This is a genomic window from Lysobacter sp. S4-A87 (genome assembly GCF_022637455.1).
In the GTDB taxonomy this organism is placed as follows: Bacteria; Pseudomonadota; Gammaproteobacteria; order Xanthomonadales; family Xanthomonadaceae; genus Lysobacter_J.
Window position 1 is genome coordinate 2,493,501 of the sequence record NZ_CP093341.1, and the last position, 20,417, is coordinate 2,513,917.

The 20,417-nt window shown below is 69.2% G+C and carries 18 protein-coding genes and 2 pseudogenes; 12 read left to right on the plus strand and 8 right to left on the minus strand.

Annotation, left to right across the window (positions count from 1 at the left end; all coding sequences use genetic code 11):
* Positions 1 to 65: 65 nt before the first annotated feature.
* Both MNR01_RS11195 and MNR01_RS11200 read right to left on the minus strand, forming a co-directional pair.
* A complete protein-coding gene (locus tag MNR01_RS11195) occupies positions 66 to 1,535 on the minus strand; it encodes an Hsp70 family protein (protein ID WP_241917885.1) in 1,470 nt (489 codons plus the stop codon).
* Positions 1,536 to 1,614: 79 nt separating this feature from the next.
* Entirely contained in the window at positions 1,615 to 2,316 is a 702-nt protein-coding gene (locus tag MNR01_RS11200) for a ComF family protein (protein ID WP_241920594.1), read from the minus strand.
* A 109-nt stretch (positions 2,317 to 2,425) separates the two neighbouring features.
* On the opposite strand from MNR01_RS11200, the pseudogene bioB reads away from it, so the two are divergent.
* From bioB to MNR01_RS11235, 7 genes and pseudogenes are all read left to right on the plus strand, one after another.
* Positions 2,426 to 3,427 (plus strand): annotated as a pseudogene (bioB, locus tag MNR01_RS11205) (biotin synthase BioB); the annotation flags it as partial.
* Positions 3,428 to 3,528: 101 nt separating this feature from the next.
* On the plus strand, positions 3,529 to 4,752 hold the full coding sequence (bioF, locus tag MNR01_RS11210) for an 8-amino-7-oxononanoate synthase (protein ID WP_241917886.1): 1,224 nt from the start codon (positions 3,529 to 3,531) through the stop codon (positions 4,750 to 4,752).
* On the plus strand, positions 4,749 to 5,156 hold the full coding sequence (locus tag MNR01_RS11215) for an ACT domain-containing protein (protein WP_241917887.1): 408 nt from the start codon (positions 4,749 to 4,751) through the stop codon (positions 5,154 to 5,156). Before bioF ends, MNR01_RS11215 begins: the two co-directional genes overlap by 4 nt.
* A gap of 83 nt (positions 5,157 to 5,239) precedes the next feature.
* Positions 5,240 to 5,998 (plus strand): annotated as a pseudogene (gene bioH, locus MNR01_RS11220) (pimeloyl-ACP methyl ester esterase BioH); the annotation flags it as partial.
* Positions 5,999 to 6,102: 104 nt separating this feature from the next.
* Positions 6,103 to 7,017, plus strand: a complete 915-nt coding sequence (gene bioC / locus MNR01_RS11225; RefSeq protein WP_241917888.1) for a malonyl-ACP O-methyltransferase BioC — start codon at positions 6,103 to 6,105, stop codon at positions 7,015 to 7,017.
* The gene (locus MNR01_RS11230; protein WP_241917889.1) at positions 7,014 to 8,006 is read left to right on the plus strand and encodes a multidrug resistance efflux transporter family protein; all 993 of its coding nucleotides are present in this window, start codon (positions 7,014 to 7,016) and stop codon (positions 8,004 to 8,006) included. Before bioC ends, MNR01_RS11230 begins: the two co-directional genes overlap by 4 nt.
* Before the next feature lie 42 nt (positions 8,007 to 8,048).
* On the plus strand, positions 8,049 to 8,651 hold the full coding sequence (locus MNR01_RS11235) for a hypothetical protein (protein WP_241917890.1): 603 nt from the start codon (positions 8,049 to 8,051) through the stop codon (positions 8,649 to 8,651).
* Here the strand turns inward: MNR01_RS11235 and MNR01_RS11240 are convergent.
* The 4 genes from MNR01_RS11240 to MNR01_RS11255 all read right to left on the minus strand — a co-directional run bounded on the left by MNR01_RS11240 (position 8,621) and on the right by MNR01_RS11255 (position 12,820).
* Positions 8,621 to 10,144 carry a glycosyltransferase family 39 protein gene (locus tag MNR01_RS11240; RefSeq protein WP_241917891.1) on the minus strand — a complete coding sequence of 508 codons (1,524 nt, stop codon included), beginning with the start codon at positions 10,142 to 10,144 and terminating at the stop codon, positions 8,621 to 8,623. The two genes, MNR01_RS11235 and MNR01_RS11240, sit on opposite strands and share 31 nt — an antisense overlap.
* Before the next feature lie 107 nt (positions 10,145 to 10,251).
* On the minus strand, positions 10,252 to 10,680 hold the full coding sequence (locus tag MNR01_RS11245; RefSeq protein ID WP_241917892.1) for a ketosteroid isomerase-related protein: 429 nt from the start codon (positions 10,678 to 10,680) through the stop codon (positions 10,252 to 10,254).
* 175 nt (positions 10,681 to 10,855) lie between these two features.
* Positions 10,856 to 11,881: a pyridoxal-phosphate dependent enzyme gene (locus MNR01_RS11250; protein ID WP_241917893.1), complete on the minus strand. Its 1,026-nt coding sequence runs from the start codon at positions 11,879 to 11,881 to the stop codon at positions 10,856 to 10,858.
* Between the two features lie 9 nt (positions 11,882 to 11,890).
* Positions 11,891 to 12,820: a DMT family transporter gene (locus MNR01_RS11255; RefSeq protein ID WP_241917894.1), complete on the minus strand. Its 930-nt coding sequence runs from the start codon at positions 12,818 to 12,820 to the stop codon at positions 11,891 to 11,893.
* 225 nt (positions 12,821 to 13,045) lie between these two features.
* Here MNR01_RS11255 and MNR01_RS11260 point away from each other — a divergent pair, with 225 nt between their 5' ends.
* On the plus strand, positions 13,046 to 13,678 hold the full coding sequence (locus MNR01_RS11260) for a hypothetical protein (protein WP_241917895.1): 633 nt from the start codon (positions 13,046 to 13,048) through the stop codon (positions 13,676 to 13,678).
* Positions 13,679 to 14,396: 718 nt separating this feature from the next.
* Positions 14,397 to 16,286, plus strand: coding sequence for a tRNA uridine-5-carboxymethylaminomethyl(34) synthesis enzyme MnmG (gene mnmG, locus MNR01_RS11265; protein ID WP_241917896.1), 1,890 nt, complete (start codon positions 14,397 to 14,399; stop codon positions 16,284 to 16,286).
* A 34-nt stretch (positions 16,287 to 16,320) separates the two neighbouring features.
* Here the strand turns inward: mnmG and MNR01_RS11270 are convergent, their stop codons facing one another.
* Positions 16,321 to 17,190, minus strand: a complete 870-nt coding sequence (locus MNR01_RS11270) for an AraC family transcriptional regulator (protein WP_241917897.1) — start codon at positions 17,188 to 17,190, stop codon at positions 16,321 to 16,323.
* A 137-nt stretch (positions 17,191 to 17,327) separates the two neighbouring features.
* Here MNR01_RS11270 and MNR01_RS11275 point away from each other — a divergent pair, with 137 nt between their 5' ends.
* Genes MNR01_RS11275 through MNR01_RS11285 form a run of 3 tightly spaced genes read left to right on the plus strand, consistent with a single transcriptional unit; the run spans position 17,328 to position 19,865 of the window.
* The gene (locus MNR01_RS11275; RefSeq protein ID WP_241917898.1) at positions 17,328 to 18,089 is read left to right on the plus strand and encodes a hypothetical protein; all 762 of its coding nucleotides are present in this window, start codon (positions 17,328 to 17,330) and stop codon (positions 18,087 to 18,089) included.
* 46 nt (positions 18,090 to 18,135) lie between these two features.
* On the plus strand, positions 18,136 to 19,443 hold the full coding sequence (locus tag MNR01_RS11280; RefSeq protein WP_241917899.1) for a sialidase family protein: 1,308 nt from the start codon (positions 18,136 to 18,138) through the stop codon (positions 19,441 to 19,443).
* Complete coding sequence (locus MNR01_RS11285; RefSeq protein WP_241917900.1) at positions 19,440 to 19,865, plus strand: aldehyde-activating protein; 426 nt, start codon at positions 19,440 to 19,442, stop codon at positions 19,863 to 19,865. Before MNR01_RS11280 ends, MNR01_RS11285 begins: the two co-directional genes overlap by 4 nt.
* A gap of 51 nt (positions 19,866 to 19,916) precedes the next feature.
* On the opposite strand, the gene MNR01_RS11290 is transcribed toward MNR01_RS11285, so the two are convergent.
* Positions 19,917 to 20,354 (minus strand): nuclear transport factor 2 family protein, encoded by a 438-nt coding sequence (locus tag MNR01_RS11290; RefSeq protein WP_241917901.1) that lies wholly within the window; start codon positions 20,352 to 20,354, stop codon positions 19,917 to 19,919.
* Positions 20,355 to 20,417: the final 63 nt, after the last annotated feature.

Below are 20,417 nucleotides of genomic sequence, written 5' to 3' on the forward strand. Positions count from 1 at the left end.
CAGTAATAAAAGATGCCTATAGGCATCACGTTTCCCGGCCGTGGTACTGCAACGAGACCAAAGCTCTACGTTCCCATGACGGCCTCGCCCTGGCCGGCCGCAGCCGCGTGTGCCAGCCCAGTCACTACGCCCAGCGACGCATCGCCGCTGACAATCTCCGCTCCCGGGAAGACCTCCCTCACGGCCAGCGGGACGTACGGCGAGCGCGACATGCCGCCGGTGAGGTAGACGACCTCCGGCTGGTAGGGCAGTTCCGCCCTGGCGCGGCGCATCAGATCGCCGAGGTGGCGCAGGAACGGGCTGGCTGCATCGTGCAGCCGCTCCTTGTCGAGGCGCACCCGCAGCCCGTCCTCGATGTAGTCGAGCTCGAACTCGATCTGGTCTTCGTCGCTCAGACCGATCTTGGCGCGCTCGACCGCGCGGTTCAGGCGCACGGTATGACCGGGGAGCTTGAGTTGTTCCAGGCGCTCGCCGTAAGGGGCCTCGACATGCTTGAACGACGCATGCTGGAACCTGCTCTGCCGCTCCAGGTCATGGACCGTCGAGGCCTCGTAGTAGCGATGCACCGCCGTCGGCGTCACGCCTTTGCCGAACAGCGCCATGACGCCGCGCATGCTCAGCTCGATGTCGACGTCCGTGCCGCCGACCGGGTCGCCCCACGATCCGTCGATGACCGGCGCCGCGCCCGGCCCGCCGACGTTGGCCAGCGCGATATCCGTCGTGCCGCCGCCTATGTCGAGGATGAGTGTCCGGCGCGGCATGGCCACGGCACGGTGGTACCCGTACGCCGCCGCCGCCGGCTCCTCCAGGAAATCGACGGAATCGAAGCCGGCGGCGTATGCGGCATCGGTGAGGATTTCCAGGGCCTGCACGCCGCCCGCTTCCTTCATGCTGCTGCGAAAGCGCACCGGCCGCCCCATGACCGCCGCGCGCACGTCGGCGCCGAGCTGGGCCGATGCCGTCGTGCGGATGTGGCGCAGCAGCTGCGTGGCAATCCGCAGCAGTGCCTCGCGCGCATTGCCTTCGAGCTTGTAGCCCAGCATCGACTTGGGCGAGACGACCAGGTGGCCGCTGCCGCTGGCCATGTACGCCTTGACTGCATCGTCGCCGTAAAGCGCGTTCTGCACGTCTGCGCCGGAATCCATTGCCTTGCGGATCTCGTCGGTTGCCCATTGCCGGCGCACGGCGACGACAGCGGCCCGATGCATTTCGTGGTCCGATTGCCTGCGCGCCGTCGGCACCAGCGCGAGCGCTTCGGCGCGAAGGTGCGCCGGACGCTTCATCGCTTCCTCGCGCAGGCGCTGCACGCGCGCCTGTTCCTGGGTCTGGTCGCGCTTCGCGCCGGCGACGAGCGCCCGCACCTGGTCGTCCAGTTCCGGAGTCAGTTCGAACTGCGTCACGTCGGGCATGCGCAGCGGGAAGAACACGGTCGTGCGGAACTGCCGGTCGTCGCCAAAGCGGATCAGCTGCAGGTTGCCGTCGATCACGGCGCCCGCAGCCGAGTAACTCGTTCCGAAGTCGATTCCAATCCGCATGCTGCCTTCTATTGCCGTGTTGCGCTGCTGGTGACCGGACAGTTTGACGTGAGCGCGTCGAACTGACGAACCCCGTCGCTCACAGCACCCGCGCGCACACCCACACATCGACGCGCGCCACGCCTGCGCGACACAGGGCAAGGGCCGCGGCGCGGGCGGTGGCGCCGGTGGTCATGACGTCGTCGATCACGGCGACATGCGCCGGCAGCGCGGCATCGGCCCGGGTCGCAAAGGCATTGCGCAGATTGCGGCGGCGGTCGGCGAGGCCCAGTTGCGACTGTGCCGCGGTGGCGCGGCGGCGCCGCAGCAGGTCGTCGCGCAGGGGCAGGCGCAAGGCGCGCGCCAGCGGTCGGGCCAGTTCCAGCGCCTGGTCGTAACCGCGACCACGCAGGCGCCCAGGGTGCAGGGGCAGCGGCACCAGTGCCTGAGGGCGCTCGGCACCGGCCAGTTCGCGGGCCATCAAGGTCGCCAGCAGGCGCGCGCAGGCCAGGTCGCCATGGAACTTCACCCGCGGCAGCAGGCGGTCGACCGGGGCGGCATAGACGAAGACGGCCCGCGCCGAGGCTTGCGGTGGCGGTCGCCGCAGGCACGCACCGCAGGTCGCAGCGAGGGGCAGGGTGGCGCTCGACACCGCGGCCAGCGGCAGGGCGCAGCAGCGGCAGGCCTGGCGGTTGTAGGGCAGGGCGGCCAGGCAGGGCCGGCACAGGTCCAGCCCGGCGTCGCCCGGTTCGCCGCAGAGCAGGCAATGCGGTGGCCACAGGGCCGCGCCGAGGCGCTGCAGCCAGCCTCCCGGGCGGCCGTCAACTGGATCGCCCCCTGTTTGGTTGACAGTGCCGGTCACCCTTTCCAGACTGCCGGCCCTGTCCCGCTGCAACCGTCGGAAAAGCCACATGTCAGCTGTCAGCGCTGCCCCTTCGTCTTCTGTCTCCCCCACTTCCGGCCTCAGCGCGCTGCGCCACGACTGGTCGCGGGCCGAGGTCCGCGCCCTGTTCGACCTGCCGTTCCCGGAGCTGCTGCACCGCGCCGGCCAGGTACACCGCGAGACCTTCGACCCGGCCGAGATCCAGGTCAGCACGCTGCTGTCGATCAAGACCGGCGGCTGCCCCGAGGACTGCGGCTACTGCCCGCAGGCCGCCCGGTACCACACCGGCGTCGAGGCGACCAAGCTGATGAGCACCGAGGCGGTGATCGAGAAGGCCCGCCAGGCCAAGGCCGCCGGTGCCAGCCGCTTCTGCATGGGCGCGGCCTGGCGTTCGCCGAAGGACCGCGACATCCCGAAGGTGGCAATGATGATCTCGGAAGTGAAGGCCATGGGCCTGGAGACCTGCGCCACCCTGGGCATGCTGTCGGGCTCCCAGGCGCAGGCGCTGCGCGAGGCCGGCCTGGACTACTACAACCACAACCTCGACACCGCGCCGGAGTTCTACAACCAGATCATCCACACCCGCGAGATGCAGGACCGGCTCGACACCCTGTCCCACGTCCGCGACGTCGGCATGAAGACCTGCTGCGGCGGCATCGTCGGCATGGGCGAGTCGCGCGAGCAGCGCGCCGGGCTGCTGCAGACCCTGGCGAACCTGCCGGCGCACCCGGACTCGGTGCCGATCAACCGCCTGGTCCAGGTCGAGGGCACCCCGCTGGCCGGGGCCGAGCAGCTGGACCCGTTCGAATTCGTCCGCACCGTGGCCGTGGCCCGGATCCTGATGCCGCGCTCGATGGTCCGCCTGTCGGCCGGCCGCGAGGCCATGAACGACGAATTGCAGGCCCTTTGCTTCCTCGCCGGGGCAAATTCCATCTTCTACGGTGAGAAATTGCTGACGACCGGTAATCCCGACACCGAGCGGGATATGGCATTGTTTGCCCGACTGGGCCTGCGACCGATGCAGGTCACTCAACAGGGGACAACCGTGCACGCCGAAATCGTCGAACAAATCGACGGCGACCCGTCGTCGTCGAATTTCCGTCCAGCCAGCCCGACCTGCGCGGCCTGACCATGGCCCGGGCGACGTGGCGTGAGCGAATCGATGCGGCGCGCGAGCAGCGCGTCGCCACCGCGCGCGTCCGCGTGCGCCGCACGGTGACCCAGCGCGATGGCGCGCGCTGCGTTGTCGACGGTCGATCCCTGCTGAACTTCTGCGGCAACGACTACCTCGGCCTGTCCCAGCACTTCGCCGTAGTTGGCGCGCTGCAGGACGCGGCTTCGCGCGAAGGCGCCGGCGGCGTCGCCTCGCACCTGGTCTGCGGCCACCACGCCATCCACGACGCGCTCGAGCGCGAACTGGCCGACTGGCTGGGCGCGCCGCGCGCGCTGCTGTTCGGCAGCGGCTACCTCGCCAACCTCGCGGTCATCCAGTCCCTGCTGGGCGACGATGACGTCTGCGTCCAGGACCGCCTCAACCACGCCAGCCTGATCGACGCCGCACGCCTGGCAGGCTGCCGCCTGCGCCGTTATCCGCACGCCGACGCCGAGGGCGCGATCCGCCAGTTGCGCGGCATGCCCGAAGGCCTGGCGATGATCGCCACCGACGGCGTCTTCAGCATGGACGGCGACGTCGCCCCGCTGCGCGAACTGGCCCTGGTTGCCCGCGTGCAGAAGGCCCTGCTCTATGTCGACGATGCCCACGGCATCGGCGTGGTCGGTCCTGACGGACGCGGCACGGTCTCCTCGGCCAAGCTCGGCATCGCCGACGTGCCGCTGCAGCTGGCCACGCTCGGCAAGGCGCTGGGTGGCTACGGCGCGGCCGTGGTGGGTGATGCCGACCTGATCGGCCACCTGTCCGAGACCGCGCGCAGCTACATCTACACCACCGCGTTGCCGCCGGCCCAGGCCGCGGCGACGCTGGCGGCGGTCAAGCTGGCCCGCAGCGAGCACTGGCGCCGCAACAAGCTCGAAGAGCTGACCGGCCGCTTCCGCGAACGCGCCCAGCGCCTGGGCCTGGACCTGCTCGATTCGCAGACGCCGATCCAGCCGGTGCTGTGCGGCGAAGACGACCGCGCGCTGGTGATGGCGCAGTCGCTCGAGCAGTCCGGCTACTGGGTCGCGGCGATCCGCCCGCCGACCGTGCCCGAAGGGCGCGCGCGGCTGCGCGTGACGCTGTCGGCCCTGCACGGCGCCGGCGATGTCGACGGCCTGGTCGATGCCATCGCCAAGGCACGCGACCGCGTCAACCTGGGCATGACCGGCCTTCCCGAGCGCAATCTCGCCCTCGTGCGATGAGCGGTGAGCGCGACCTCGCGCGCCTGCTTGCCAGCTTGCAGGTGACCGCGCGCGAGGGCGAATTCGTCTTCGTCAGCCGGCCCGATGCCGATCCTGGCCCGGCCGCGCAGGCCGAAGCCAGCGTCCGCGAGGCCGAAGGCGTCACTTACGTGCTGCCCCGGGCCAAGGCCGATGCACTGCGCCTGGCCTACGACTTCCGCGCGGCCTGGCTCAGCCTGGGCGTGCACTCGGCGCTCGATGCGGTCGGACTGACCGCAGCGGTCGCCACCGCGCTGGCGCGGCACGGCATCGCCTGCAACGTCCTGGCCGGCTTCCATCACGACCACCTGCTGGTCGCGGCGGAACGGCGCGAGGAAGCGCTCGCGGTCCTTTCGGCACTTTCGGTGCAGGCGTCGGCCCACTGAACCCGGATAATCAGCCGCCCGGGCAATCCCCGGACCGGACGCCATCCCCCACGCCGCAAGGCACCTGGTTCCAAGGCAACAACATGTACATCGAGACGCGCGGGCACGGTCCCGCGCTGGCAATGATCCACGGCTGGGCCATGCACGGCGGCCTGTTCGCGCCGCTGGCCGAGCGCCTGGCGCAGCGCTACACGCTGCACCTGGTCGACCTGCCCGGCCACGGCCATTCGCGCGACGACGCCACGCCGCTGCAACCGCAGGCGCTGGCCGCCGAACTGGTCGCGCGGGTGCCCGACGCCGTCTGGCTGGGCTGGTCGCTGGGCGGGCAGTTCGCGCTGCGCGCGGTGCTGGATTTCCCGGAGCATGTCCGTGGCCTGATCATGATCGCTTCGTCGCCGCGCTTCGTCGCCGGCAGCGACTGGCCGCATGGCGTGACGCCGCAACTGTTCGGCGATTTCGGCGATGCCCTGCGCCGTGACTTCCGCGGCACGCTCGAAGGTTTCCTTGCCCTGGAGGCGCTGGGTTCGCCGCACGCACAGGACGAACTGCGCAGCCTCAAGGTGCAGGCGTTCGAACGCGGCGAGCCGGCCGAGCGCGCGCTGCAGGAAGGCCTGACGCTGCTCGACGGCCTCGACCTGCGCGCCGAGCTCGCCGGCCTGCAGGTGCCGAGCCTGTGGATCTCCGGGCGACGCGATCGACTGGTTCCCGCCGGTGCGATGCCGGCCGCGGCCGCGCTGGCGCGCGATGCACGCAGCGTGGTGATCGCCAACGCCGGGCATGCGCCGTTCCTGGGGGCGACGGAGCAGGTGGCGCAGGAGATCGATGCGTTCATGGACGCAGTGGAACGTCATTCCCGCGAAGGCGGGAATCCAAGGACGTCCACGCCGTTCCCACCGGAAGCAACGTCCATGGATCCGCGCCTGCGCGGGGATGACGGGTCACTGGCATGACGGAGCTGTTCGACCACCGCCAGGTCCGCCGCGCCTTCTCGCGTGCCGCGCACGGCTACGACAACGCCGCTGCGCTGCAACGCGAGGTCGCCTCGCGCCTGATGGAGCAGCTGGACTACCTCGACGACCCCGCGCTCGATCGCGCACCGCCGCAGGTCGTGCTCGATGTCGGCTGCGGTCCCGGCCACGCCAGCATCGCGATGCAGAAGCGCTGGCCGAAGGCACAGGTGGTCGCGCTCGACCTGGCCCTGCCGATGCTGCGCGAGACGCGCCACAACGCCGGTGGCTGGCGCCCGCGCCTGTTCGGCGGTGCGCGCCCGGACGCCGTCTGCGCCGACGCGCGCGCGCTGCCGTTGCGCGACGGCAGCGTCGACGTGCTGTTCTCCAACCTGTGCCTGCAGTGGGTCGAGGACCTGCCGGCCGTGTTCGCCGGATTCCGCCGCGTGCTCAAGCCCGACGGCCTGATGCTGGTGTCGACCTTCGGCCCCGATACGCTGCACGAGTTGCGCGGCGCCTTCGCCGAGGCCGACAACGTGCCGCATGTCAGCGCGTTCGCCTCCATCGCGCAGTTCGGCGATTCGCTGATCGCCGCCGGCTTCAAGAACCCCGTGCTCGACCGCGACGAGTTCGTGCTCGGCCATGCCGACCTGGGCGAGCTGATGCGCGAGCTGCGCACGCTGGGCGCGACCAATGCCAATGTCGACCGCCGCCGCAGCCTGACCGGTCGCGCCCGCTTCGCCCGCGCCGCGCAGGCCTATGAGCCGTGGCGTCGCGATGGCCGGCTGCCGGCGACATGGGAAGTGATCTATGCCCACGCCTGGGGCCCGCAACCGGGCACGCCGATCCGCGTCGGCGGCGTCGACGAAGTGCAGGTGCCCGTGAGCCGGATTCCGATCCGGAAACGCACGTGACCACGCGCCGCGTGGCGCTGGGCGCGGTCGCCATCGCCCTGGCATCGGCGTTCTTCTTCACCTGCACCTACGTGCTCAATCGTGCGGCCGCCGTCGAAGGCGGCCACTGGGCGTGGACGGCGTGCCTGCGATACCTGATCACGCTGCCGCTGATGCTGCCGCTGATGCGATGGCAGGGCGGCATGATGCCGGTGTGGCGCGCGATCCGTGCGCACCCGGGGCCCTGGCTGCTGTGGAGCGGCATCGGCTTTGTACTGTTCTACCTGTGCCTGAGCTTTGCGGCATCGAGTGGGCCGTCGTGGCTGATTGCAGGCACCTTCCAGCTGACCGTCATCGCCGGGATGCTGTGCGCGCCGTTCCTCTACCGCGATGCGCGCGCCCGCATCCCACTGCCGGCGCTGCTCACCGGCACGCTGGTGGTGATCGGTGTGCTGCTGATGCAGTTCGGCCATGGCGGCGGCGGGCTCGACCGCGACGGCTGGATCGCGCTGGTGCTGGTGGCTGCCTCCGCGTTCGCCTATCCGCTGGGCAATCGCGGCTTGCTGCTGCACCTGGAGAAGGCCGGCGTCGAGCTCAACGCCACCCAGCGCGTGTTCGGCATGACCCTGGCCAGCCAGCCGATGTGGCTGGCCGTGGCCGCGTTCGCCTGGGCCGGTACGGGATTGCCGTCGACGGGGCAGGTCTGGCTTGCCGGCGGCGTCGCGCTGGGAGCCGGCGTGATTGCCACGGTGTTGTTCTTCCAGGCCACCGGCATGGTCCGCAACGATCCGACGGCGCTGGCCGCGGCCGAAGCGATGCAGGCGGCCGAGATCCTGTTCGCCACGCTGATTGGCGTGCTCTGGCTCGGCGAGCAGTGGCCGCAGGGGCGTGCACTCGGCGGGGCGGTGCTGGTGGTGGTCGGCATCGTCGTCTTCAGCCTGGTGGCCGCGCGCGCGGCGGCCGGTGACAAACGGGCAACGCAGGAGCTGCGCGGCGACCGGGGCGCCTAGCCACCACTGCAACGTTCAGGTGCCGCTGGTTAGATTCCAGCCATGCCGACCGTCAAACGCCTCGCCCTGCCTCCGCTGCTGGCCCTGTCGCTGCTCGCCGGCGCGCCCGCGTTCGCCCAGGACCCGCTCGCGCAGTGGGGGATCGATGCTGGCGCGCTCCTCGGCGACAGCCGGCAGCTGCTGCTGCGTGCGCCCGATGCCAGCGTCGACGGCCTGTTCCAGGCCATCCACGCCGGTGCGCAGTCGCCGCAGGACGCGAACGTGATGTGCGAGCTGTTCGATCCGGGCGCCGAGCGCACGATCGATGGGTACAACGAGGTCGCCTCGCAACTGAGCCAGACCAGCCGCGTGCGCTTCGCCAATGCCGTCGCCGATTTCCTGGTGGCCTCCGCGCAGAGCCCGCCGCAGCCTTACAACCCCGCGCTGGCGCAACAGGCGTTGAAGGCCGCCGGCGTCCGCGCTGCGATCCTCAACGACGGATTCCTCGCCGGACTCAACGGCAGCGACCACCCTGCGCGCTGCCGCTCGGTGGGTGCATTGCTCGACTCCCTGCAGACCCGCCCGGTCGCCGAACGCGCCTCGGTAATGCGGCTGCTGCTCAGCCAGGGACTGGATTACCTGGCGTTGGCGGGGGCAGTGCGCTGACCGGCTGCATCGTCGGGATGCACTTCGAACATCACGCGATGCCGGTAGGGCGTGCCCAATAGGGTGGCTCGATAACCCAGTCCGGCGATGCGCGCCAGGACCAGCGGCCAGTCCTGCTGCTTGCACACCCACACCACGCCGCTCTCGTGCTCATCGAGTTCGACGGCCAGCGGTTCGTCGTAGGCCGGATTGAAGCGCGGCTGCTGCAGCGCCACCAGCGAGATCTTCTCCACTTCCGTGCCCGTGCCCAGGTGCAGGTGCAGGCCGTAACGCGCCATGTCCTCGACGAACACCACTTCCTGCACCGGCACGCGCGCGCGTTCGCGGATGGCGTCGGCCCAGGCCCTCGCGTCCTTGTGCGTGGGCCACCAGGCCAGCGCCAGCTTGAGTGCAAGCAACATCGCCACCCACGCCAGCAGCCAGCGCCAGCGTGGCAACGGCCGGTCCTCGCGCTGCCATTGCAGTGCAACGATCAATGCCATCGGAACGAACAGGGGCAGCACGTACAGCGGCATCCGCGAGCGCGCCACGCAGAACACCAGCAGCGGCAGCAGCAACCACAGGCCCAGCAGCAGCCAGTGCGCATCGGCCTGGCGATGCTCCGCTCCCCCGCGCCACCGACGCACCGATGCGGGCAGTGCGCGTGCCCAGCGCCACAACGCCGGCGTCCAGGGCAACGTGCCGAGCACCACGGTCGGCAGATAGATCTCAAGCCAGCCGTACCATTCGCCGTGTCGGCCGAACTCGTCCGTCGTCACACGGTTCACCAGTTCGTCGCCGACGAAGTAACGGAACAGGCCCGGGTTGCCATGGAATACCGCCAGGTACCACGGCAAGGCCAGCACCGCGAACATGATGATCCCCGACCATTGCAGAACCCGATGCATGCGCCTGCCAGGCATCAGGTAGTCGAACAGCAACACCACCGGCAACGGCACCAGTCCGGCAGGACCTTTGGTGACGAACGCCAGCGCAAACCCCACCCACATCAACGCGACCCACCGGCGTGGATGCGGTCCCTTGCCGAAGCGGGCCTCGACGAACGCCCACATCGCCAGCGCTTCGCACGCCGCCAGCACGTAGTCGGTGGTGATCAGTTGCGAAGCGCCGACCGTGAAGCACATGGTGGCGTAGACGAGCATGGCGAAGTGCTCGCTTGCCGGTGACAGTCGCCTGGCGATGCGACCGGTCAGCCACACGCACAGCAGGTACGACAACGCTGCGGGCAATCGCGCCGCCCAGGTGTTGGCGCCGAACACGGCGATGCTGGTGGCGATCGCCCAATAGGTCAGCGGCGGCTTGGTCCAGTGCCCGACTTCGTGGTTGCGGTGCGGGTTGAGCCAATCGCCGCTGAGGAGCATGTTCAGGGCGACGTTGGTGTAGCGACCTTCATCCGGGTCCCACATTCCGCGTGTGCCGAGGAAGCACAGCGCCAGGATCACCGACGTCAGCGCGATCCAGAGCGACGGCGAACGCAGGGCGGTCCGGAGCATGCAGGCTCACTGGCGGCGCGGGTGGCGTGACTGTACGCGCGCAACCGTAAACTCCTTGTCGGAACGCGAGCCGGTCGCCGGCCCCATGGCCAGCGAAAAAACGCGGATCAGCCGCCAACCTGGGCGATCCAGTCCTCGAGGTTGTAGTAGTTGCTCACGCGCTGGATGCGCCCGTCGTTCACTTCGAAGAACGCACCGCCGGGCAGCACGTACTTCTGCCCTCGCGCCTCGGGCAGGCCGGTATCGCTGGCCAGGTACTCGCCATGGACGATGTACTCGGCAGCGGCGCGGGCGCCGTCGGGAGACACCATGACGACGATGTCGTGCAGCTGCTCGCGATAGCTGCGGGCCATGCGCTGGAGGAACGAGGCGAAGGCCTCGTGGCCGATCTCGCGCGGCCCCTGGTTGAGGTCGTGGACGATGCCGTCACCGAGCAGCGCCAGCATGGCGTCCCAGTCGCCGCGGTTGAATGCCGCGTAGTACGCCAGGATCAGTTCCGTGGCGCGGTCGTGGCTGCGGGTGCCGTCGATCTTCATCATCGCGTGTCCTTGCGGGGCAACTGGCGCCGGTCGGGGGTGGCCGGCAGGGCGATCATAGCGGCGTGGCGGGTGGCCGCGACCGTGACCGGTGCCGCCGATGGTCCGATGCCCCTGCCACCGCCTATCGGTTGATAGCGTTAACGTGTCAACCGGTCTCGACGGTGCCGGGCGCTCAGCCGCGTGCGAACAGCTCCGGCAGCGCGTCCGGATCGACGTTGCCGCCCGACAGCACGATGCCGACGCGCTGGCCGGCAAACAGGTCGGTGCGGGTCAGCACGGCCGCCAGCGCGACCGCCGACGACGGTTCGATGATCTGCTTGGTGCGCTGCCAGAGCAGGCGCATCGCCGCGACCGTGTCGAAATCGTCGACCTTCACCACCTCGGCGCGGTGCTGGTGGAGCATGCGGAAGTTGGGTTCGCCGAGGGTGCCACGCAGGCCATCGCAGATGGTGTCGGGCGTGAACTGGGTGACGCGCTCGCCCTGCTGCAGCGATGCCCAGGTCTCGGCCGCGCCGCTGGGCTCGGCCAGGATCAGTCGCGTGCGCGGTGACAGCGCGGCGACGCTGAGTGCGGTGCCGGCGGCCAGTCCGCCGCCGCCGACCGGCACCACCAGCGCATCGAACGCGCCGCCACTGGACAGCAGCTCCAGTGCCGCGGTGCCCTGGCCGGCGATCACGCGGAAGTCGGTGTACGGATGCACCAGCTCGGCGCCGGTCTCGGCCTGGACCTGCGCGCATCTGGCTTCGCGCGCTGCGATCGTCGCCGCGCAGCGGTGCAGCACGGCGCCATAGGCTTCGATTGCCGCCACCTTCGCCGCGACCGCGCCTTCGGGCACCACGACATGGCAGGCGACGCCGCGCGTGCGTGCGGCCAGGGCCAGTGCGGCACCGTGATTGCCGGACGAATGGGTGACCACGCCGCGCGCAGCTTCGGCTTCGGTCAGCGACCAGATCGCGTTGCAGGCGCCGCGGAACTTGAAGGCGCCGGCGCGTTGCAGCTGCTCGGCCTTCAAATGAAGCTCGCAACCTGCCAGCGCATCCAGGCTGCGCGCGCGCAGCACCGGCGTGACGTGGGCGTGCGGGGCAATGCGCGCCGCCGCGGCCAGCACCGCGTCGAAGTCGGGCAGGGCGTCGTGGTGGGCGTCCTTGTGGACGGCGGCCTTGTGGTGGGCAGTTCCGGCGGGGGATGCGTTGTTCATCCGCGGATGCTATCGCGACGCGGGCCGGTTGAGCAGGCTGACTGCCGCCGAGCCGGCAACGACCAGCGCCGCGCCGATCCAGCCCAGGGTGGTGATCCGTTCCGGGGCCAGCCATTGCGGCCACAGCGCATGCACCACGGTCGCCGCGGCGATGCACAACAGCGGCGTGGTGGCGAGGATCGCCGACACGCGCGACGCCTCCCAGTGCGCAAGTGCCTCGGCGAATGCTCCGTAGGCCCCGATGGTGTTGAACGCGCAGTACATCAGCATCGCCCAATGCACCGCATCGAGTTGCAGCAGCGCGGACGGATGCGCGAACGGCAGCAGTGCGACGCTGGCGAAGGCGTAGATGAAAAGCAGCACCTGCATCGAGCCCAGTCGCATCAGCAGCTGCTTCTGCAGCAGCGCGTACACCGCCCAGACGATCGCACCGACGACGACCAGCGCCGAGCCGAGTACATAACCGGGCGCCTGCGCGCTTGCGGCAAGCTGGTCGGCGAAGAACAGCCCCATGCCGGCCACCAGCAGCGCCAGGCCCAGCCACTGCGCGGCGCGGAAATGCTCGCCGAACACCCACACCCCGCCCAGCGCCATCAGCAGCGGTGCCAGCTGGATCAGCAACTGCGCGTTGGCCGGCGTCGTGTGCTGCACGCCGAGCAGGTAGAACACGTAGTTGCCGACCAGCATCAGCGCCGCAATCGCCAGCATCATCGAGCCGCGGCGCCCGAGCTGGCGATAACCGCCGAGCTTGCCGCGCCAGCCGAGCCAGGCTCCGGTGACCAGCGCCGCAACCAGGAAGCGGAACCAGGTCAGGGTGATCGGGTCGAGGACCTCCAGGACCAGTTTCAGCGCGATCGGCAACGTCGCCCAGCACAGCGCGGTGACCAGGGTCAGCAGCAGTCCCAACCGCCATTGGCCGGACGCACGGTGCAGGCTCATCGACACTCTCGCTCAGGCAAAGCGTGGCATGCTGGCATCGGCGCGCGGGCAGGGCAATGCACAGTCTGGCGACTGCGCGCAGGCGGCGCCGCCGCCGGTCGCAGGTCGCCCGGGCCTGCGCTCGCCTGAATGCCGTTCCGGTTGCCGCCAGGCAGCGGAAAAAATTAAGGCCGAGTTCAATTCCACGGCCTGATGCTGACGGCCTGACCCGGGGGGTTCCGCATCATGATCCGCAAACTGTTGGTTCCTGCGTTCGCCGCGCTGCTGCTGGCGGGCTGCATCACGCCGTACGCCTATCGCGGCCCTGGCGGCGCGGGCGATTACTACTACGGCCAGCCGAGCGTCGAGTACCGCTATTACGGCGGTTATGGCGGCGGCTACGGCGGTTACTACGGCGGCTGGGGTGGCTACTACCCGTATGCCTACCCGTACCGCTACGGCTATGGCTATGGCTATGGCTACGGCTCCCCGTACCGCTATGCCTACCCGTACCGCCATGGCTACGGCCCTTACGGTTACCCGGGCTACCGGGCCCCGTACTACAACTACCCGCGCTACAACGGGCACAACGGCGGCCATGGCCGCGGACATGGCTACAACGGCGGAAACGGCTACAACGGCGGACACGGCTACAACAACGGCAACTACCCGAACCGGCCCGGCTGGAGCGGCCAGGTGCCGATGCCGCAGCCGGGCGCGCGGCCTGGTCCGCGACCGGGCGGGCAGCCGGGCGGTCGCCCCGGCACGGTCCGTCCGCCGGAGCAGAACGCGAGCAATGAGCCGCGGCCGATGCCGCGAAACGACAGCCCGCGCCATCCGTCGGCTGGCCGCGAGCGCGTTCCGCGACACGAGCCCTGACGGGGTTGCGCAAGCTGGCCGCAATTCACATTTTTATGCTTGCGTCCGGCTTCGACTGACGGCAATCTGCGCCTATTGACCGATTGCGTCGCTTTTGGACGTAAATCGCAAAGCGGCCCAGCTTTCCATGTCGGCGCCCGGCGAGGAACCACGGATCCCCCCTGTTCCGTCCCCGTCGGGCGTCGGCGCCTAATCCGGCCCGCCGCCACCGCGCGGGCAAGTCGATCAAAGCCCCAAACGCACCCCGCGACCCCGCCCAGGCGGGGTCGTCGACGTTTAAGGGGCGAGCAGTCGTCGTCCGCCCGACCGGGCCCAAAAGTGGCGCAGCCGGTCCAGACGCGTATCAGATATCGAACAGCCCCCTTGGCAAGGGGGCGCGGCGGCAGCCGCAGGGATTGGAGGCTCAGCCCCGGGGCCCAAGGTTTGCGCAGCAAACTTTGGGTTTTTTATAGGCGCAGCCATAAAAAAAGGGGGCCGAACGTCCCCCGACATTCGGCCCCCCGGCTTCCCCCGCGAGCGCTTGGCCAGCCCCTGTTCCAATTCCGGCCGGCGATGAGCGCCTGCCCCGCTGGGTGCAATAGATACAAGCAGGAACCGTGCCAAGTTTCACGCGGCATTCAGACTGACCGGCAGGGCAAACCCGAGTGGCCTAAAATTCGCCATCGGCGCGAAGCCGTGCGCGCGAGCCGTGCTGTACCCCCGATACCCCCAGGACCCGATGAGCCAGAACTTCTACCAGTACGACGTGATCGTGATCGGCGGCGGCCATGCCGGTACCGAGGCCGCGCTTGCGTCTGCCCGCGCCGGCGCCCGCACGCTGCTGCTCACGCATTCGGTGGAGACGGTCGGTGCGATGAGCTGCAACCCGGCCATCGGCGGCATCGGCAAAGGCCACCTGGTCAAGGAAATCGATGCGCTGGGCGGCATCATGGCGCGTGCCGCCGATGCGGCCGGCATCCAGTGGCGCCGGCTCAATGCGAGCAAGGGCCCGGCCGTGCGTGCCACCCGCTGCCAGGCCGACCGCGCGCTGTACCGCGCCTACATCCGCCGCGCGGTCGAGAGCCAGCCGAACCTCACCCTGTTCCAGGCCGCGGTCGACGACATCGTCTTCGCCGACGGCCGCGTCGGCGGTGCGATCACCCAGACCGGTCTGCGTTTCGAAGCCCCCGCGGTTGTCCTGACCGCCGGCACCTTCCTCGCCGGCAAGGTCCACGTCGGCCAGACCACCTATGCCGCCGGCCGTGCCGGCGACCCGCCCGCCGTCGCCCTGGCCGCACGCCTGCGCGAAGGCCCGTTCGTGGTCGACCGCCTCAAGACCGGCACGCCGCCGCGCATCGACGGCCGTACCCTGGACTACTCGGTGATGGAAGAGCAGCCGGGCGACGATCCGCGCCCGGTGATGTCCTTCATGGGCAGCCATGCCGACCATCCGCGTCAGGTCTCGTGCTGGATCACCCACACCAGCGAGCAGACCCACGACATCATCCGTGGCGCGCTCGACCGCTCGCCGCTGTACACCGGCCAGATCGAAGGCATCGGCCCGCGCTACTGCCCGTCGATCGAGGACAAGGTGGTGCGCTTCGCCGAGAAGCCCAGCCACCAGATCTTCGTCGAGCCCGAAGGCCTGGACGTGGCCGAGATCTATCCCAACGGCATCTCCACTTCGCTGCCGTTCGACGTGCAGCTGGCGCTGGTGCGTTCGATCCGTGGCTTCGAGGACGCGCACATCACCCGCCCGGGCTATGCGATCGAGTACGACTTCTTCGATCCGCGCGGGCTCAAGTCGACGCTGGAGACCAAGGCGATGTCGGGCCTGTTCTTCGCCGGCCAGATCAACGGCACCACCGGTTACGAGGAGGCTGCCGCGCAGGGCCTGCTCGCCGGCGTCAATGCCGCGCGTTTCGTCCAGGGCTTCGAGGGCTGGTCGCCGCGCCGCGACGAGGCCTACCTGGGCGTGCTGGTCGACGACCTGATCACCCACGGCACCAGCGAGCCGTACCGCATGTTCACCTCGCGCGCCGAGTACCGCCTGCAGTTGCGCGAGGACAATGCCGACGCGCGCCTGACGCCGGTCGGGCGCGAGCTGGGCCTGGTCGACGACGCCCGCTTCGCCCGTTTCGATGCCAAGCGCGAAGCCGTCGCACGCGAGAACGCGCGCCTGGGCGCGGTCTGGGCGGCGCCGGGCAATGCCCTGGGTCGCGAGGCGATGGCCGTGCTCGGCATCGAGATCAGCCGCGAGACCAGCGCACTGGACCTGCTCAAGCGTCCCGAGCTCGACTACGCAAAGCTGATGCAGGTTCCTTCCCTTGGCCCGGCAGTGGCAGACGCCGAGGTGTCCGAGCAGGTCGAGATCGGCGTCAAGTACGCCGGTTACCTCGATCGCCAGCGCGAGGAAATCGCCCGTCAGCAGCGCCACGAAACCACGGCCATTCCGCACGATTTCGATTACGCCGGCGTGCGTGGACTGTCGGCCGAAGTGCAGGGCAAGCTCGAGCGCGTGCGTCCGCAGACCATCGGCCAGGCGCAGCGCATTCCCGGCATGACGCCGGCGGCGATCTCGCTGCTGCTGGTGCACCTGACCCGCGCCCGCCGCGCCCGCGTGGCCTGACGCCTGCCTTGCCTGACGTCTGCGTTGCCCGGCATCAGGGCAAATGCTGGCGCCGGAACTCTCCCGGCGCGCAGCCGGCATCGCGCTTGAAGAACTTGATGAAGTTGGCCGCCTCGTCGAAGCCCAGCTGCTCGGCGATGGCGGCGATTGGCAGCGCGGTCTGCGCGAGCAGGCGCTTGGCTTCCAGGTTGATGCGCGCGGCAATGAACGCCTTGGCCTGCACCCCGGCCACGTCCAGCGTCGTGCGCGTCAGGCTGCGTTCCGAGCATCCCAGCGCTTTGGCGTAGGCCGCAACCTGGTGCTGGTGGGCGAAGTTCGCCTCCAGCAACTGCTGGAACCGGCGAAACCGGTTGAGGCTGGCCACCGAAGCGCCCGACTGCGCCGCCTGCCGGCCGTGGCTCAGGTGCAGCCGCAGCAACAGCGAATACAACTGATGGCGCAGCAACGGATGCAGCTCATCCAGCGGCCAGCCCGAGGCGCAGTCGGCATGCATCTGCACGATCGTGTCGAGCACCGCGTGCCGCTCTTCGCCCTCCAGCGCCATGTGGCTCGGCAGCGCCTGCAGGCTGGCGTGCGCCTTGAGCTCGTCGATCCGCACCGTGGTCTGCAGCGGCGCGAGGAACTCGGGACGGAATATCACCACCCAGCCGTTCCAGTTGGCCTGCATGTTGAAATGCAGTGCCTGCCCGGGCCGCAGCGCCAGCAGCGAACCCGGGCGGCACTGCACCGCAGTGAAATCGACGGTGTAATCGAAGTGCCCCTCGGTCACGCAGATCAGCATGTGGAAACCGATGCGCTGGGTGACGCGGAAGTGCGCGTCATCGACGCGGCCGCGCAAGTCGGCCACCGTGAAAATCTCCACGTCCAGCCCGTACTCGCCAGGCGGCTGGTACGCGACACGCATGATGCTGTCGCCTTGCCGTTTCCGCATCTCAGGATGTCCGAAATTCACAGCTGGCTGTCGTCCATTGACCTGTGAATCATAGGCCCGCTGCGGAAAATGACCACCGACCGCATCGAACGAGAGACAGGACCATGACCATGTCGCCAAAAGCCCAGGTGGCGCTGCTGCTGAAAAGCATCGAGACCGGTGAGGCCCACCCGGTCGGCTACATCCATCCCAGCCGCTACGTGCAGCACAACCTCGCAGTCGGCGACGGCCTGGCCGGCTTCGGCGAACTGCTGGAGCAGCTGCCCAAGGGCAGCGCCAGAGTAAACACGGTGCGCGTGTTCCAGGACGGCGATTTCGTCTTCGCCCACACCGACTACGACTTCTTCGGGCCGAAAATCGGATTCGACGTCTTCCGCTTTGACGACGGCAAGATCGTCGAGCACTGGGACAACCTGCAGGAAAGGCCGGCCGCGCCCAATCCCAGCGGCCACAGCATGATTGACGGCACACTGCTGGTCGTCGACCTGGACCAGACCGAGGCAAACAAGGCGCTGGTGCGCTCGTTCATCGATGACATCCTCATCCACGGACGGATGGAGCGGCTGGCGGGCTACTTCGACGGCGACCGCTACATCCAGCACAACCCGCATATCGGCAGCGGGCTGTCGGCGCTGGGCAGCGCGCTCTACGCCATGGCCCAGCAGGGCAGGGCCATGAAGTACGAGCGCGTCCACCGCATCCTCGGCGAAGGCAACTTCATCCTCTCGGTCAGCGAGGGCCAGCTGGGCAGCCAGCACGTGGCCTTCTACGACCTGTGGCGGATCGAGAACGGCAAGCTCGCCGAGCACTGGGACACGATCGAGGCGATCCCGCCACGTGAGCAGTGGAAGAACGGCAACGGCAAGTTCTGACGGCGGGCACATCCCAGTGGCAGGCGGGGCGGGTTAGGCTTCGCCGATGAAGCCTGCCCTGCCAAAGCCCGCCCTGATCCTCCCACTGATGCTGCTGCTTCCGGTCGCCTGCGACAGGACGGCGCCGACCGCGACCACTGCCGACGCCAGCAGCACCGCGGCGGCGCAGCCCACGGTGCAGCCAGCGACCACCGCCATCGCGCAGCCCTGGCCGCTGCCTTCCGGCCAGGGCCTGGCGGCGCAGCCAGACCTTGTCCGCGCGCCAGACGGTTCACTCGTGCTGGCCTGGATCGAAACCGACGGCGACGCCCACGCCTTGAAGTTCGCGCGCCAGACCAAGGGCACGTGGAGCGACGTCCATGAGATCGCGCGCGGCGACGACTGGTTCGTCAACTGGGCCGACACCCCGCACGTTGCCGCGACGGCGGACGGCGCCCTGTGGGCGCACTGGCTGAAGAAGTCCGCCAAGGCGCCGTACGCCTACGACGTCGCGCTGGTTCGCAGCGGTGACGATGGACGCTCGTGGTCGCAGCCAATGCTGGTGAACGACGACGGCACGCCGACCGAGCACGGATTCGTTTCGCTCTGGCCTGCAGCGCGCGACCGCATCGGGATCGCCTGGCTCGACGGCCGCAACAGCGGCGGTGGCCACGAGGGTGGCCACGAAGGCCACGGCGGCGGTGCGATGACGCTGCGTGCTGCGCTGTTCGATGCCTCGCTGCAACGCGCAGACGAACGCGAAATCGACACGATGACCTGCGACTGCTGCCAGACCGATGCCGCCCTCGGCGACCGCGGGCCGTTGCTGGTCTATCGCGATCGCACGCCGGAAGAAATCCGCGACATCGCCATTACCCGGTTGCAGGATGGCGCGTGGACGCCGCCGTATCCGGTCCATGCCGACGGCTGGAAGATGCCGGCGTGTCCGGTCAACGGGCCTGCCGTCACCGCCCGGGGCAGCGATGCGCTCGTGGCCTGGTACACCGCCGCAGGCGGCACGCCGGCACTGAAGCTGGCACGCAGCAGCGACGCCGGCGACCGCTTCGCGGCGCCGCTCACCGTCGACGAGGGCATGCCGGTGCAGGGACGCGTCGACCTCGCACTCGACGCGAATGCCGCCTGGGTCCTGTGGATGCGCGAGGACGCCGGCGTTCAGTCATTGCACCTGGCGCGTTACGCCCCCGACCTGGGCCGCGAACTGCAACGCGTCGAAGTCGCGCGCCTGCAGGGACGCGGTCGCGCCACCGGCTTCGCCCAGCTCGCACTCGCCGACGATGGCGCCTACGTGGTCTGGACCGACGTCGTCGATGGCAAGCCACGGTTGCAGGGCCAGCACTACCGCGTGGCGCCATGACCGTCGCCCATGCCAGTTGCCATTGCCGCCGACTGGTCATGGAGGCGACGCTCACCAGGCCACTGCATGACTACGCGCCACGTGCGTGCGATTGCGACTTCTGCCGCAAGCACGGTGCCGCCTGGCTGACTGATCCCTCAGGCAGCCTGCGACTGCGCCAGCGCGGCAACGACAGTGCACGGCGTTACCGCCAGGGTTCCGACCAGGCCGAGTTCATCGCCTGCGCGTACTGCGCCGTGCTGGTCATGGCCACGTACGAAAGCGATGGCCATCTGTTCGCCGCACTCAACGTGCGCACGATCGAAGGAACCGCGGACCTTGCCGCGGAGCAGGTCGCGCAGCCGCGGCTGCTGTCCGCTGAAGACAAGCCGCTGCGCTGGCAGCAGCTATGGTTCGCCGACGTGCGGATCGAGGTTGGCTAGAAACGCAGTAGAGCCGCCAGTTCCAGCCGCGGCCTTGCGCCACGCTCGATCTCACCGCGGCTTCGAATACCAGAGCGCGTTGACGATGATCCAGCGATCGCCGAACTTGCCCATGTGGAAGAAGTCCACGAACCACGGCGTCTCCGCGCGCACCACCGCGGCATTGCCGGCGACGTCCAGTACGGCGCACGAGCGGTTCCATTGCTCCTTCGGCGTCTTCAGCGCGCCCTGCCGGGTCAGCTCGACCAGCTCTTCCTTGCTCATGCGGCGCAGGCCAAGTCTTTCATCCGGCGTATCGCCGAGCACGCGTCGCTTGGCGAGATCCGGGTGCAGCGAGCGGGCGACACGCTCGGGATCACCTTCCAGCTGGCCGTCGACATAGTCAAAACACGTCGCTTCGATGGCGGCGCGGGTGGCCGGTTCGATCGCGGCAGGTGAAGCCACGCTCGTAGCGGATGCAGCGGCGAACACCAGGCTCATCAGGGGCACGGGGCAACTCCTCGTATGCGGGGGACGGAACGCGACAACCCAACGCTGCGCTTTGGCTGAACT

What these genes read in the sequence shown, in the direction of transcription:
- MNR01_RS11195 (WP_241917885.1), bottom strand. Translation starts at nt 1,535, where the DNA reads ATGCGGATTGGAATCGACTTCGGAACGAGTTACTCGGCTGCGGGCGCC.
- bioF (WP_241917886.1), top strand. Translation starts at nt 3,529, where the DNA reads ATGGCCCGGGCGACGTGGCGTGAGCGAATCGATGCGGCGCGCGAGCAG.
- MNR01_RS11215 (WP_241917887.1), top strand. Translation starts at nt 4,749, where the DNA reads ATGAGCGGTGAGCGCGACCTCGCGCGCCTGCTTGCCAGCTTGCAGGTG.
- bioC (WP_241917888.1), top strand. Translation starts at nt 6,103, where the DNA reads ATGACGGAGCTGTTCGACCACCGCCAGGTCCGCCGCGCCTTCTCGCGT.
- MNR01_RS11235 (WP_241917890.1), top strand. Translation starts at nt 8,049, where the DNA reads ATGCCGACCGTCAAACGCCTCGCCCTGCCTCCGCTGCTGGCCCTGTCG.
- MNR01_RS11240 (WP_241917891.1), bottom strand. Translation starts at nt 10,144, where the DNA reads ATGCTCCGGACCGCCCTGCGTTCGCCGTCGCTCTGGATCGCGCTGACG.
- MNR01_RS11245 (WP_241917892.1), bottom strand. Translation starts at nt 10,680, where the DNA reads ATGAAGATCGACGGCACCCGCAGCCACGACCGCGCCACGGAACTGATC.
- MNR01_RS11250 (WP_241917893.1), bottom strand. Translation starts at nt 11,881, where the DNA reads ATGAACAACGCATCCCCCGCCGGAACTGCCCACCACAAGGCCGCCGTC.
- MNR01_RS11255 (WP_241917894.1), bottom strand. Translation starts at nt 12,820, where the DNA reads ATGAGCCTGCACCGTGCGTCCGGCCAATGGCGGTTGGGACTGCTGCTG.
- MNR01_RS11260 (WP_241917895.1), top strand. Translation starts at nt 13,046, where the DNA reads ATGATCCGCAAACTGTTGGTTCCTGCGTTCGCCGCGCTGCTGCTGGCG.
- mnmG (WP_241917896.1), top strand. Translation starts at nt 14,397, where the DNA reads ATGAGCCAGAACTTCTACCAGTACGACGTGATCGTGATCGGCGGCGGC.
- MNR01_RS11270 (WP_241917897.1), bottom strand. Translation starts at nt 17,190, where the DNA reads ATGCGTGTCGCGTACCAGCCGCCTGGCGAGTACGGGCTGGACGTGGAG.
- MNR01_RS11275 (WP_241917898.1), top strand. Translation starts at nt 17,328, where the DNA reads ATGTCGCCAAAAGCCCAGGTGGCGCTGCTGCTGAAAAGCATCGAGACC.
- MNR01_RS11280 (WP_241917899.1), top strand. Translation starts at nt 18,136, where the DNA reads ATGAAGCCTGCCCTGCCAAAGCCCGCCCTGATCCTCCCACTGATGCTG.
- MNR01_RS11285 (WP_241917900.1), top strand. Translation starts at nt 19,440, where the DNA reads ATGACCGTCGCCCATGCCAGTTGCCATTGCCGCCGACTGGTCATGGAG.